This window comes from Streptomyces kanasensis (assembly GCF_043077165.1).
GTDB lineage: Bacteria > Actinomycetota > Actinomycetes > Streptomycetales > Streptomycetaceae > Streptomyces > Streptomyces changanensis.
In genome coordinates this window covers 62,700-75,524 of record NZ_JBIBSF010000003.1, presented here as the reverse complement: position 1 = coordinate 75,524, position 12,825 = coordinate 62,700, and the positions used below count along the sequence as shown (strand labels likewise).

The window sequence follows — 12,825 nt, the reverse complement described above, 5'->3', positions numbered from 1 at the left end:
GCCCTGTAGCGGCCCTGTGGGGCCACACGGCCTTCGGAAGGGATGGCATGTCCTACTTCACAGATCTGGCCCTGCAGTACATCGATGGTGAGTGGCGGGCCGGCGGCGGCTCGTGGGACATCATCGACTTCAACCCGTACAACGAGGAGAAGCTCGCCTCCATAACCGTCGCCACCGTCGCCGAGGTCGACCAGGCGTACCGCGCCGCCGAGAGGGCGCAGGTGGCCTGGGGCGACACCAACCCGTACACGCGGCGCGGCGTCTTCGAGCGGGCCCTGCGGATCATCGAGGACCGCGAGGAGGAGCTGATCGAGGCGATCATCGCCGAACTCGGCGGGACGCGCGGCAAGGCGGCCTTCGAGCTCCACCTCGCCCGGGAGTTCATGCGCGAGGCGATCCACCTCGCCCTCCGTCCCGAGGGGCGCATCCTGCCGTCCCCGATCGACGGCAAGGAGAACCGCGTCTACCGGCTGCCCGTCGGCGTCGTCGGCGTCATCAGCCCCTTCAACTTCCCCTTCCTGCTGTCGCTGAAGTCGGTCGCCCCCGCCCTGGCCCTCGGCAACGCGGTGGTGCTCAAGCCGCACCAGAACACCCCCATACTCGGCGGCACCATGCTGGCCAAGGTCTTCGAGGACGCCGGGCTGCCGCCCGGCGTCCTCAACGTCGTCATCACCGACATCGCCGAGATCGGCGACGCCCTCCTGGAGCACCCGGTCCCCAAGGTCATCTCCTTCACCGGCTCCGACCGGGTGGGCCGGCACGTCGCCACCGTCTGCGCGGCCAACTTCAAGCGGGCCGTCCTCGAACTGGGCGGCAACAGCGCGCTGATCGTCCTCGACGACGCGGACGTCGACTACGCCGTCGACGCGGCCGTCTTCAGCCGCTTCATCCACCAGGGCCAGGCGTGCATGGCCGCCAACCGCGTCCTCGTCGACCGGGCGGTCCTGGAGGAGTTCACCGAGAAGTTCGTCGCCAAGGTGCGCACCCTGCGCACCGGCGACCCGGCCGAGCCCGGGACCCACATCGGCCCGCTGATCAACTCCTCGCAGGCCGAGGCGGTGACCACCGCCGTGGAGCAGACCCTCGCCGCCGGCGCCACCGCGCTGGTGCGCGGCACCACCGAGGGCAACATCGTCCCGCCGACCGTCCTCACCGACATCCCGGCCGACGCCCCCGTGCTCACCCAGGAGATCTTCGGCCCGGTCGCCCTCCTCATCCCCTTCGACGGGGAGGACGAGGCCGTCCGCATCGCCAACGACACCCCGTACGGGCTGAGCGGCGGCGTCCACACGCGGGACGTGGAGCGCGGCGTGCGCCTGTCCCGGCGCGTCCACACCGGGATGATGCACGTCAACGACGGCATCATCCACGACGAGCCGATCGTCCCCTTCGGCGGCGAGAAGCACTCCGGCCTCGGCCGGCTCAACGGCGAGGCGACCGTGGAGGCGTTCACCACCCACAAGTGGATCTCCGTACAGCACGGGCGCAGCGGCTTCCCGTTCTGACGGCCACGTCAGGCCCCGTCCCCTCACCTCCCACCCGCATCCCGCCCCGTCCGGCGGGCCGGTTCCCCCGGCCCGCCGATCCCGCGCGATCCGCACCGCCGTCCCGGCCCATAGAGGACAGGACCTGACCGCGATCGTCCGTACCGTACGGGGTGTCAGTCCAGGGAACATCCCGATGAAGGGCGGACCTCCGTCATGGTTGCTCTTGTCCCCGCCGAGGCGCACGGCGACGAGCGCGGTGCGCTGCTCACCTTCATCGAGGCGCAGCGCGCCGCCCTGCGCCGGTCGGTGCTGGGGCTGACCGAGGAGCAGGCGACGAGCCGCCCCTCGGCGAGCGAGCTCTCCCTCGCCGGACTCCTCAAGCACTGCGCGGAGGTGGAGCTCAACTGGCTCCGGCTCGCCCAGCAGCGGCCCAACGAGCGGGCCCGCACCCAGGAGACCTGGGGCGACGCCTTCCGGCTCACCGACGAGGAGTCGGTCCCCGAGGTGCTCGCCTTCTGGGACGGCGTGGTCAAGGAGCTGGAGGAGTTCGTCCGCTCCGTGCCGAGCCTGGACGAGACCTTCCCGCTGCCCGAAGCGCCGTGGTTCCCCAAGGACGGGCGGGTCTCCGTCCGCTGGCTCGGGCTGCACCTGGTGCAGGAGTTCGGCCGGCACGCCGGCCACGCCGACATCGTCCGCGAGTCCCTGGACGGCATGACGTCCTTCGAGCTCATCGCCCGCGAGTCCGGACGGGGCGAGGACGCGTAGCGCGGGTCCCGTCCGGCCCGCCGCTCCCTGCCCGTACCCTAGTCAAAATTGACGTCACGGGGCGACGAAGGGCAGGGAGCGGATGTCGGCGATCCGGCTGCTGGTGCTCGGCGCGGTGCGCCAGCACGGGCGCGCGCACGGCTACCAGGTACGCAACGACCTGGAGTACTGGGGCGCCCACGAGTGGTCCAACGCCAAGCCCGGGTCGATCTACCACGCGCTGAAGCAGATGGCGAAGCAGGGACTGCTGCGCGCCCACGAGACCGCCCCCAGCACGGCCGGCGGCCCGCCCCGCACCGAGTACGAGATCACCGACGAGGGCACGCGGGAGTACTTCGCGCTGCTCCGCGAGGCGCTCACCGCCCACGACCAGAAGCCCGACAGCCTCACCGCCGCCCTCGGCTTCCTCGTCGACCTGTCCCGCGGCGAGGCCGTCGACCTGCTCCGCCGGCGGGTCGAGGGGCTGGAGCAGTGGCGGGCCGCCGTCACCGGGTACTACACGCCCGAGGGCGGCGCCGAGCAGCTGGGCCACATCGGCGAGATCATGAACCTGTGGCTCCACCAGGCCGACGCGGGCGCCGCCTGGACGCGCGGCCTCATCGCCCGGATCGAGGGCGGCGCGTACACCTTCGCCGGCGAGGGCCGGCCCTTCGTCGGCGTCCTCGCCGACGGCGAGGAGAACCCGTACGCGACGGGCACCCCGCACCCCGGCGACCAGGGCTGACACCCTCCGGCGGACCGTCGCGGCGGCCGCTCCGGGCGACGGGCTTGCACCTCACGCCGCGTGAGGTCCCAGGCTGGTGGGCGTACCGAGGAAGGAGCGGTGGGCGATGAGCTACTCCGTGGGACAGGTCGCCGGTTTCGCCGGGGTCACGGTGCGCACCCTGCACCACTACGACGAGATCGGGCTGCTCTGCCCGAGCGGCCGCAGCCGCGCCGGGCACCGGCGCTACGAGGACGAGGACCTCGACCGGCTGCAGCGGATCCTGTTCTACCGGGAGCTCGGCTTCCCGCTCGACCAGGTCACGGCCCTGCTCGACGATCCGGACGCCGACCCGCGGGAACACCTGCGGCGCCAGCACTCCCTGCTGACCAGCCGGATCGCCGACCTGCAGAAGATGGCCGAGGCCGTCGAACACGCCATGGAGGCCAGACGGATGGGCATCAACCTCACCCCCGAGGAGAAGTTCGAGGTGTTCGGGGACCACGACCCCGACCAGTACGAGGAGGAGACCGAGCGGCGGTGGGGCGACACCGAGGCCTACCGCGAGTCCCGGCGCCGCACCGCCCGCTACACCAAGGCGGACTGGCAGCGCATGCAGGACGAGACGAAGGAGTGGGGCGCGCGCTACGCCGCCCTGCTCCGGGACGGCGGCGAGCCGACCGACGAGCGGGCGATGGACCTCGCGGAGGAGCACCGCCGGCAGATCTGCCGCTGGTACTACGAGTGCCCGCACGAGATGCACCGGTGCCTCGGCGACCTGTACGTCGCCGACCCGCGCTTCACGTCCTTCTACGAGGCCGTCGCGCCGGGGATGGCCGCGCACCTGCGCGACGCCATCCACGCCAACGCCGCCCGCCACGCGTGACGGGCACGGCTACGCGTGACGGGCACGGCGGGGCGTGAGGTCACGGCGGGGCGTGACGGGCACGCGTGGCGGACGTGACGGGCACGGCCGGGCGCGCGTGGTCCGGTACCGGCCGCGGCGCGGGGCGTGCGGATCCGGTCGTCCGGTTGGCGCCGTTCCCGCCGGGGGCGGGCTTGCGGAGCCGACCGGACGTGGGCTCGTGCGCCCGGCCGAGGCCGGACCGATGACGTGACGCGCCCGGTGGGCCCGGTGCGCCCGGTGGGGCGGATGCGGGCCGGGCGCGGGCCGGTGGGCCGGGGACGGGCACCGGGTCCGGCCCGGCCCGCATCCGCCCCGGCCCGCTACGCGCGCGTGAGGACGACCGCCGTGCCGTACGCGCAGACCTCCGCCCCCGCGCCCGCCGCCTCCGTCACGTCGAAGCGGAAGGCGAGGACGGCGTTGGCGCCCCGCGCGCGGGCCTGCTCCACGAGCCGTTCCATCGCCTGGTTCCGCGTCTCGACCAGCGTCTTGGTCAGGCCCTTCAGCTCCCCGCCGACCATGGACTTCAGCCCGGCGCCGACCTGGGTCCCCAGGTGCCGGGACCGTACCGTCAGCCCGAAGACCTCGCCGATGACCTGCTGGACCCGGTGACCGGGGACGTCGTTGGTCGTGACGACCAGCACGTCGGACTGCGCGGTCTGCCCACCGCCGTAATCGTCGATGCTCATAGCCACAGCTTCGGGGCGGATCGACCACCGCGCACGCGGAGCCGGCCCGTGGAACCGCCACCACGCCGGGACCGTTGATACTTTTGGGCAGCCGTCCCCCGCCCAACGACCCAGGAGCCCGGAACCCGTGATGACCCTTGCGCTAGGCCCGGAGTGGCTCAGCCCGGACTACCTGATCTCCGAGTACGGCCTGCCCGGCATTCTGATCATCGTCTTCGCCGAGTCCGGTCTCTTCGCCTTCCTCCCGGGCGACTCCCTGCTCTTCACGGCGGGCCTGCTGGTCGCCGAGGGCAGCTACATCCAGCAGCCGCTGTGGCTCGTCTGCACGCTGATCGTCGCCGCCGCCATCACCGGCGACCAGGTGGGATACGCCATCGGCCGGTTCTTCGGACCGAAGCTCTTCAGCCGCCCCAACTCCAAGGTCTTCAAGAAGGAGAACCTGGACAAGGCGCACGAGTTCGTCGAGAAGTACGGCCCGAAGGCGATCGTCCTGGCCCGTTTCGTGCCCATCATCCGGACGTTCGCGCCGATCGTCGCGGGCGCCGGCCGGATGAAGTACCGCACGTTCATCTCGTACAACGTCGTCGGCGCCGTCATGTGGGGCGCCGGTGTCACCGTGGCCGGGTACTTCCTCGGGCAGATCGGGTTCATCAAGGCGAACATCGAAGCGATCCTCATCCTGATCGTGGTGCTGTCGGTCGTCCCGATCATCTTCGAGGTCGTGCGGGGCCGCTCCCAGGCGAAGAAGGCCGCGGCCGAGTCCCTGACGGCCGGTGCGGTACCGGCCGACCCCGCCGCGGCCCCCGCGCCGCGCGGTCGCCACGCCCGGCGCTGACCCGCCCCGGCGCTGACCAGCCCCGGTGCGGGCTCACCCCCGGCCCCGCACCGGCGCAACCGCCACCGCGCACCACCGCACCGCCCGCACCCCGCCCCACGCCCCGCCCGCACGAGCCGGCGACGGCGTCCCGGGCGGGGTGCGCCGTCAGAAGCCCCTCGTCCGCTTGGCCGCCCGGCGGGAGGCCGCGGAACCCGGGGCCCGCAGGAACATCCGCGCCAGCTCGCCACCCAGGTTCACGCCGATCGCGATGGCCAGCGCCAGGGCCGCCGCGCGCGCCAGCGAGGCGAAACCGGCGTCGATGTTGTTCTGCGCGATGTTCAGCACCCCGTAGTACATCGCGGAGCCCGGCAGCAGCGGCCCGATCGCCGCCGTGACGTACAGCAGCGACGTGGTCCGCTCGTACCGCGCCATCAGCTGCCCGAACAGTCCCACCAGCCCCGCCGCCAGCGACGTCGCCAGGACCGCCGAGCCCTCCGCGGTGACCGCGACGGCCCCGAAGACCACCCACGCGACCGCTCCGTTCAGCATCGCCAGCAGCACGGTGGAACGTTGCTGCTGGAGCAGGATCGCGAAGGTCATCGAGAGGGCCATCGCCGCGAGGATCGAGACCACGGGCCGCTCCACGGGCACCACCGTGCCCTCCGGGCTGAGCTTCGCGCCCAGCTGCACGCCCACGTACAGCGTGGTCAGCACGCCCACCACGATCGCGACGAAGAAGTACACGACCTCCAGCAGACGCGCCGACGCCGTGATGTAGAAGCCGGTCAGACCGTCCTGCACCGCCGCGACCAGCGCTCTTCCCGGGATCAGCGCGAACAGCCCACCCGTGATCACCGCCGACGGCCGCAGCCCCGCGTGCAGCAGGCTCACCGTCACGCCCAGCGCCGCGGGCGGCACGGCGGCCACCGCGAACTGGTAGAACTCCGGCAGCCCGCGCCCCGCCGCCAGCCACGCCAGCCGGTCGCCCAGCATCGCCCCGGCGGCCGCGATCAGGAAGACGGCGACGCCACCGCCCAGCAGCACGGAGGCCGCCCCGGCGAGCCCGCCCGCCGCGAGGGTGAGCGCCCAGCCGGGGTACGGGTGCCGGTTGCGGCGGATCAGCGCCAGCCGCCGGTACGCCTCTTCCAGCGTGACGTCGACGCCCTCCGTGGAGATGTCGGTGACCAGCTGGTAGACGGCCGTCAGCCGCGTGTAGTCCGTACCGCGCCGCCGCACGATCCGGCTCGCCGTCACCGGGTGGTCCACCAGCGACGGCTGGTACGTGACCGACAGCAGGGTGAAGGTGACGGTCGGTTCGCAGCGGTCCAGGCCGTACGCGCGGCAGATCGCGTACATCGCCGCCTCGACGTCCTCGGCGCCCTCGCCGCCCGCGAGCAGCAGCTCGCCGATGCGCAGCGTCAGGTCCAGCACGCGCGGTACGGCCGGGCCGGCGCCCTCCTCGTGCCGCTGCGCCGCCTCCGCCGGGGGCCGCTCGCTCACCGGCATCCGCAGCATGGTCCGCATGCGGTCCTGCCAGGGCGCGTCCTTCGACAGCCGGACCGTCGGGGAGCCGGGCGCCGGTGTGTACGCCGGATGGGCCATGCGCGCGTCGAACGCCGACGGCGGCCTGAAGGCCGACCCCTCGGGCTCGTCCGGGTTCCCGGTCGTCAGCCAGTCGGGAACGGCGAACTCGGAGCTCGGGTGGTCCTCCTCGAGCGGCACCGGCGGTTCCACCCCGGGAGGCGGGGTGAAGGCACTGCGCGCCTCGTCCGACTGCGGTTTGCGGTCGTCCTCCGGACCGTGCGGCTCCGCCACTGCCCTTGCCCTCACTCCCGTCCGCTGCGCCTCCCGGGACCCACCTGCCCCGGATGACTCGCGGGATACCCGTGTCCTGCGCCGTGCGCCCAGTATGAGCACGTCAGCGGCGTCTCCACACCGCGGGCCGCGACCGGTGCCGGACGCGGCGCGGGGGAACGGGGCCGTACACGCCGCGACGGGCGGCGCGTCCCCCGGTTCCCAGGGGTCGCGCCGCCCGTCGGCGGATGGTGCGGGGGCTGCCTCAGTGGGCGCCGCCCTGCGCCTCCAGGCGCTTGATCGAGGCCTCGATCTCGGCCTCGGCCTCGGCGCGGCCGACCCAGTCGGCGCCCTCGACGGACTTGCCGGGCTCCAGGTCCTTGTAGACCTCGAAGAAGTGCTGGATCTCCAGGCGGTCGAACTCCGACACGTGGTGGATGTCGCGCAGGTGCTCCATGCGCGGGTCGGACGCCGGGACGCACAGCAGCTTGTCGTCGCCGCCGGCCTCGTCGGTCATGCGGAACATGCCGATCGCGCGGCACTTGACCAGCACGCCCGGGAAGGTCGGCTCGTCCAGGATGACCAGGGCGTCCAGCGGGTCGCCGTCCTCACCCAGGGTGCCCTCGACGAACCCGTAGTCCGCCGGGTAGACGGTCGAGGTGAACAGGTGGCGGTCGAGACGGATGCGACCGGTCTCGTGGTCCACCTCGTACTTGTTCCGCGAACCCTTCGGGATCTCGATGCAGACGTCGAACTCCACGGGTGGCTCCTCCAAGATCAACACAATGTCGGGTCACTGGACCGCCGTGATCACCGGGGTGCCGTGCTCGTGGCCCAGCTCAGTGGTTAAGTGTCCCTCACGCAACCGAGTGCTCGCGAAAGGGGCTGGTCAGCCGTGCCGGAACGGAACGTTCTGCGGCTGGCCGCAGGCTCCGCGGCCGCCGGTCTGGCCCTGGCCGCCACGGCGGCGGGTCTCGCCGGCCCCTGGGACGGGGGTCAGCGTACGGCCGAACGCCTCCGCGCGTCCGCCCCCACCGCCACAGGTGGCGCACATCACGGCGCGGCCCCCGGCTCCGGACGCGGTCCCGGCTCCGGGCACGGCCCCGCTGCCACCCGCCCCGGGACGGTTCCCGCCCCCGCGCCCAGCGCGCCGGCCGTGCTCGTCCCCCTCGCAGCGCCCCGCGGCGCCGGGACCGCGCCCCCCGCCCTGGCCGGGATCCTCGATCCGCTGCTCCGCGCGCCGGGCCTCGGCACCGCGCCGACCGCCACCGTGGTCGACGTGGCGACCGGGCGCCGGCTGTACGACCGGGGAGGGGCGGTGCCCATGGTCCCCGCCTCCACCGTCAAGATCGCCACGGCGGCCGCCGCCCTCTCCGCGCTCGGACCCGACCACCGCCTGACCACGACGGTGGTGGCGACGCCCGACAGCCGGGCGGTCACGCTGGTCGGCGGCGGCGACCCCACTCTCGACGCGCGCCGCCTGCGGGACCTGGCGGTCGGCACGGCGAAGGCGCTCCGCGCCCGGAAGGCGCCGGCCGCCCCCGCCCTCACCTACGACACCTCCCTCTACCAGGGCCCGGTCCGCCACCCCATCGGCGTCAACGACAACCTCGCCCCGGTCACCGCCCTCATGACGGACGCCGCCCGCCTCGACGGCTCGACGTCCGGCCCCGCGCCGCGCGCGCAGGACCCGGCGGGCCGCACGGCCCGGCTCTTCGCCGACCTGCTGGCCGAGGAGGGCGTACGGGTCCAGGGGCCGCCCGCCCCCGCCCGCGCGCCCCGGACGGCGAAGCCGGTCGCCACGACCCGGTCGGCCCCGCTCCCGGCCCTCGTCGAGCGCACCCTGACCGCCAGCGACAACGACCTGGCCGAGGCACTCGCCCGCGCCACCGCGCGGGCCACCCGCCATCCGGCGAGCTTCGACGGCGCCGCCCGCGCCGTCCGCGCCCAGCTCCACCGCCTCGACGTCCCGACGGAGGGGACGGCCCTCGCGGACGGCAGCGGCCTCGACCGCCGCAACCGCCTCTCCGCCCGCCTCCTCACCACCCTCCTCACCCGGGCCGCCGACCCCGCGCGCCCCGCCCTGCGCCCCGTCCTCACCGGCCTCCCGGTCAGCGGCTTCACCGGCACCCTGGAGGGCCGCTACGCCGCCGGCTCGCCCGGTGCGGGTCTCGTCCGCGCCAAGACGGGCACCCTGACCGGCGTCAACGCCCTCGCCGGCACCGCCGTGACCGGCGACGGCCGCCTCGTCGCCTTCGCCTTCCTCGCCGCGCGCACACCGTCGCCGTACGAGGCCCAGCCGGCCCTCGACGCCCTCGCCACGGCCCTGACCGCCGCCACCCCGGCCCCCGCGCCCGGCGCCCCGAACCCCGCGCCACGGCCCTGACCACCGCCACCCCGCCGGTCATGGGGGCCAGTCCCCAGGGATCTACGGGCGCGTCTCGGACGCCGGGCCCGCCGCCCGTACAGCCCGCCGCCCGTACGGCCCGACGCCTGGCGCCCGGCCCGGCTGGGGCCCCGGCACCCGGGGGCCAGCCGTCCGGCGACCCGGTCGGCGTCGGCGCCGACGGCCGCGTACGCCAGGTCGGCGGCCAGGATGCCCGGGCCTCAGGCCCTCCCCGGCACGAGGCGCGCCCCCGCCGCTCGTGCGGCCCCGCGCCCGGCCGCAGGCACCAGCCGCGCCCCGCCGCCCGTAGAGCCCCCGCCTCAGGCCCGCGCCGCCGTCCGTACCGCTCCAGCGCGTCCGACGCGCCCCGCCCGTGGGCCCGCCCGTCACGGAGCCCCTCATCACGGCCGTGACCAAGGCCGTCCCCCGCCCCGCGCCCGTCATCCCGGCGCGCGTCACACCGACGCTGCCGCCCCCGCGCCCGCCGCGCTCGCGGCCGCACCCGCCCCCCGGCGCCGAAGCCCGCTGCCTCCGCGCCGGTTCCCTCGCCGTCCGCCGTCCGCCGTCCGCCGTCCGCCGTCCGCCGCCCGGCGCCTGCCGCCCCGCCGCCCGCTGCCCCGCGCCCGTCACGCCGGCGCCCCCGGCCCCCGCCCCCGTCACCCCGGCGTCCGTCGTCCGTCGTCCCCCGACCGGAGGCTCGCGGCCCGGTCCCCTGACCGGGGCGGGTACCGGGCAGGCGGCGGGGGTGCGCGGTGGACCCGGGGCGTCCGCGGCCTCTCCCTCACCGCGCGGACCACGTACGGTTGACGCATGACGAGCATCGGTGGTGCTGCTTCTGCTGGGATGGTCGACTGGAACCTCGCGGTGGCGACCGCGACACGATTGGTGCGGCCCGGACCCGAGGTGAGCCGCGAGGAGGCCCGGGAGATCGTCGCCGAGCTGCGGCGGCACGCCAAGGCGTCCGAGCAGCACGTCCGCGGGTTCACCCGCATGATCCCCGAGGGGCACGAGCCCGAGGACACCCCCGTCCTCGTCGTCGACAGGGCCGGCTGGGTCCGGGCCAACGTCGCCGGCTTCCGCGAGCTCCTCGGCCCCCTCCTGGCGAAGATGTCGGAGCGCCGCTCCGCGACCCCCGGGGGCGCCGTCCTCGGCGCGGTCGGCGGCAAGGTGACCGGTGTGGAGCTGGGCATGCTCCTGTCGTTCCTCGCCTCCCGCGTCCTCGGCCAGTACGAGACCTTCGCCCCCGCCACCCGCGAGTTCCCCGCCGGCGAGAACGGCGGCGGCCGGCTGCTCCTCGTCGCGCCGAACATCGTCCACGTCGAGCGGGAGCTGGGCGTGGACCCGCACGACTTCCGCCTCTGGGTGAGCCTCCACGAGGAGACCCACCGCACCCAGTTCACCGCGGTGCCCTGGCTGCGCGACCACCTCCGAGGTGAGATCCAGTCGTTCCTCAGTGCCACCGAGGTCGACCCCATGACCGTGCTGGAACGGCTCCGCGAGGCCGCCCAGGCCTTCACCGGAGCCCGGCCCGAGGGCGACGAGGACGAGGGTGGCCGTTCGCTCGTCGAGCTCGTCCAGAGCCCCGAGCAGCGCGAGATCCTCGGCCGTCTGACGGCCGTCATGTCGCTCCTCGAAGGCCACGCCGACTACGTGATGGACGGTGTCGGACCGCAGGTCGTCCCGTCGGTCGCCGAGATCCGCGAGAAGTTCCAGCAGCGCCGTGCCCGCGGGGCCTCCCGCCTGGACCAGGCGCTGCGCAAGCTCCTCGGGCTGGACGCCAAGCTCCGCCAGTACCGCGACGGCGAGCGGTTCGTCCGCGCCGTCGTCGACGAGGTCGGCATGGACGGTTTCAACCGCGTGTGGACCTCCCCGAACACCCTCCCCACCAAGGCGGAGATCGCCAAACCGGCGGACTGGGTCGCGCGGGTGCATCGCAAGGGGGAGTGAGAACCCGGATCCGGCCGTCGGCGGACGAACGTCGCTCCTTTCACCCATCCGAGGGACCGTGGGGCAGGGATAGGCGTGCGATGCTCGGGTATCGGCCGTGTTCTGTCACCATCGACGCACTCTGAGTGACGACTTGAGTGACCGAACCCCCCGTTCCGACCGTTAAGACTCCGACCGAGGCACCCCCAAACACGAAGGACACCGGACATGGGTCCCCATCCTGCGGTCGCGGCGATACGCCTGGCGGTTCGCCGCGTACTCCACGACGTACTCAACGAGCTCTCCCGCGACACCGCCGACTCCCCCCCGGTGGGCGGCCCCGCGCGAACCCGCGCCGACGGGCCCCCGCTCGTCCTGGTCGCCTGCTCCGGCGGCGCCGACTCCATGGCGCTCGCCTCCGCCCTCGCCTTCGAGGCGCCCAAGCTGGCCGTCCGCGCCGGCGGCATCACCATCGACCACGGCCTCCAGACCGGCTCCGACCTCCGCGCCGCCGAGGTCGCCTCCCGGCTCACCGCGCTGCGGCTGGACCCGGTCGAGGCCGTCGCCGTCACCGTCGGCCGCGCCGGCGGCCCCGAGGCGGCCGCCCGCGACGCCCGGTACGCCGCCCTGGACGAGGCCGCCGAACGGCTCGGCGCCGCGGCCGTCCTGCTCGGCCACACCCGCGACGACCAGGCGGAGACCGTCCTCCTCGGCCTCGCCCGGGGCTCCGGCATCCGGTCCCTGTCCGGCATGGCCGCCGTCTCCGGCTCCGCCGACCGCTACCGCCGCCCCTTCCTCCAGCTGGACCGCCAGACCGCCCGCAAGGCCTGCCTGGTCCAGTCGCTGCCGGTCTGGGACGACCCGATGAACGCCGACCCGGCCTACACCCGGTCCCGGCTGCGCCACGAAGGCCTGCCCGCCCTGGAGAAGTCGCTCGGCAAGGGCGTCGTGGAGGCCCTCGCCCGCACCGCGCAGCTCTGCCGGGACGACGCCGACGCCCTGGACACCTGGGCCGCCCAGGCCGACGCCACCGTCCGCGACGACGCCGGCCTCCTGGAGTGCGCCAAGCTGTACGCCCTGCCCCCCGCCGTCCGCCGCCGCGTCCTGCGCCGCGCGGCCATCGCCGAAGGCGCCCCGGCGGGCTCCCTCTTCGCCCGGCACGTCGAGGAACTGGACCGGCTCATCACCGGCTGGCGGGGCCAGGGCGCCATCAATCTGCCCGGCCGCGTCGTCGCCCGGCGGCAGGGTGGCAGACTGGTCATCCGGCAAGGCTGACCGAAAACGGGCCGAGGAGTCGGCCAGGAGGCCGACCAGGCCGATCCAGGCTGACGCAGGCTGCAACGAAAGTGACCCG

The 12,825-nt window shown here is 74.4% G+C and carries 11 protein-coding genes; 8 read left to right on the top strand and 3 right to left on the bottom strand.

Going from position 1 to position 12,825, the window contains the following annotated elements; translation table 11 throughout:
- Positions 1-47 precede the first annotated feature (47 nt).
- From ACF053_RS09090 to ACF053_RS09075, 4 genes are all read left to right on the top strand, one after another.
- Entirely contained in the window at positions 48-1,505 is a 1,458-nt protein-coding gene (locus ACF053_RS09090; protein WP_391953274.1) for an aldehyde dehydrogenase family protein, read from the top strand.
- 195 nt (positions 1,506-1,700) lie between these two features.
- Complete coding sequence (locus ACF053_RS09085; RefSeq protein WP_391953273.1) at positions 1,701-2,252, top strand: DinB family protein; 552 nt, start codon at positions 1,701-1,703, stop codon at positions 2,250-2,252.
- Between the two features lie 82 nt (positions 2,253-2,334).
- On the top strand, positions 2,335-2,976 hold the full coding sequence (locus ACF053_RS09080) for a PadR family transcriptional regulator (RefSeq protein ID WP_391953272.1): 642 nt from the start codon (positions 2,335-2,337) through the stop codon (positions 2,974-2,976).
- A gap of 106 nt (positions 2,977-3,082) precedes the next feature.
- Entirely contained in the window at positions 3,083-3,841 is a 759-nt protein-coding gene (locus tag ACF053_RS09075) for a MerR family transcriptional regulator (protein ID WP_391953271.1), read from the top strand.
- Between the two features lie 341 nt (positions 3,842-4,182).
- On the opposite strand, the gene ACF053_RS09070 is transcribed toward ACF053_RS09075, so the two are convergent.
- Positions 4,183-4,548, bottom strand: a complete 366-nt coding sequence (locus tag ACF053_RS09070; protein ID WP_058940909.1) for a YbjQ family protein — start codon at positions 4,546-4,548, stop codon at positions 4,183-4,185.
- A gap of 130 nt (positions 4,549-4,678) precedes the next feature.
- On the opposite strand from ACF053_RS09070, the gene ACF053_RS09065 reads away from it, so the two are divergent.
- Positions 4,679-5,383 carry a VTT domain-containing protein gene (locus ACF053_RS09065; protein ID WP_391953270.1) on the top strand — a complete coding sequence of 235 codons (705 nt, stop codon included), beginning with the start codon at positions 4,679-4,681 and terminating at the stop codon, positions 5,381-5,383.
- A 147-nt stretch (positions 5,384-5,530) separates the two neighbouring features.
- Here ACF053_RS09065 and ACF053_RS09060 read toward each other — a convergent pair whose 3' ends face one another.
- Entirely contained in the window at positions 5,531-7,180 is a 1,650-nt protein-coding gene (locus ACF053_RS09060; protein WP_391953269.1) for a threonine/serine exporter family protein, read from the bottom strand.
- 244 nt (positions 7,181-7,424) lie between these two features.
- Positions 7,425-7,919, bottom strand: coding sequence for an inorganic diphosphatase (locus tag ACF053_RS09055; RefSeq protein WP_058940912.1), 495 nt, complete (start codon positions 7,917-7,919; stop codon positions 7,425-7,427).
- 135 nt (positions 7,920-8,054) lie between these two features.
- On the opposite strand from ACF053_RS09055, the gene dacB reads away from it, so the two are divergent.
- From dacB to tilS, 3 genes are all read left to right on the top strand, one after another.
- Positions 8,055-9,545 carry a D-alanyl-D-alanine carboxypeptidase/D-alanyl-D-alanine endopeptidase gene (gene dacB, locus ACF053_RS09050; protein WP_391953268.1) on the top strand — a complete coding sequence of 497 codons (1,491 nt, stop codon included), beginning with the start codon at positions 8,055-8,057 and terminating at the stop codon, positions 9,543-9,545.
- Positions 9,546-10,355: 810 nt separating this feature from the next.
- Complete coding sequence (locus ACF053_RS09045; RefSeq protein WP_391953267.1) at positions 10,356-11,492, top strand: zinc-dependent metalloprotease; 1,137 nt, start codon at positions 10,356-10,358, stop codon at positions 11,490-11,492.
- Positions 11,493-11,699: 207 nt separating this feature from the next.
- Positions 11,700-12,746, top strand: coding sequence for a tRNA lysidine(34) synthetase TilS (tilS, locus tag ACF053_RS09040; protein ID WP_391953266.1), 1,047 nt, complete (start codon positions 11,700-11,702; stop codon positions 12,744-12,746).
- The last annotated feature ends 79 nt before the right edge of the window (positions 12,747-12,825 follow it).

Bases quoted from the DNA above. Each gene is read 5' to 3' on its own strand.
- ACF053_RS09075 (WP_391953271.1), top strand. From the start codon at position 3,083: ATGAGCTACTCCGTGGGACAGGTCGCCGGTTTCGCCGGGGTCACGGTG.
- ACF053_RS09090 (WP_391953274.1), top strand. From the start codon at position 48: ATGTCCTACTTCACAGATCTGGCCCTGCAGTACATCGATGGTGAGTGG.
- ACF053_RS09085 (WP_391953273.1), top strand. From the start codon at position 1,701: ATGGTTGCTCTTGTCCCCGCCGAGGCGCACGGCGACGAGCGCGGTGCG.
- ACF053_RS09045 (WP_391953267.1), top strand. From the start codon at position 10,356: ATGACGAGCATCGGTGGTGCTGCTTCTGCTGGGATGGTCGACTGGAAC.
- ACF053_RS09070 (WP_058940909.1), bottom strand. From the start codon at position 4,548: ATGAGCATCGACGATTACGGCGGTGGGCAGACCGCGCAGTCCGACGTG.
- ACF053_RS09065 (WP_391953270.1), top strand. From the start codon at position 4,679: ATGACCCTTGCGCTAGGCCCGGAGTGGCTCAGCCCGGACTACCTGATC.
- ACF053_RS09080 (WP_391953272.1), top strand. From the start codon at position 2,335: ATGTCGGCGATCCGGCTGCTGGTGCTCGGCGCGGTGCGCCAGCACGGG.
- tilS (WP_391953266.1), top strand. From the start codon at position 11,700: ATGGGTCCCCATCCTGCGGTCGCGGCGATACGCCTGGCGGTTCGCCGC.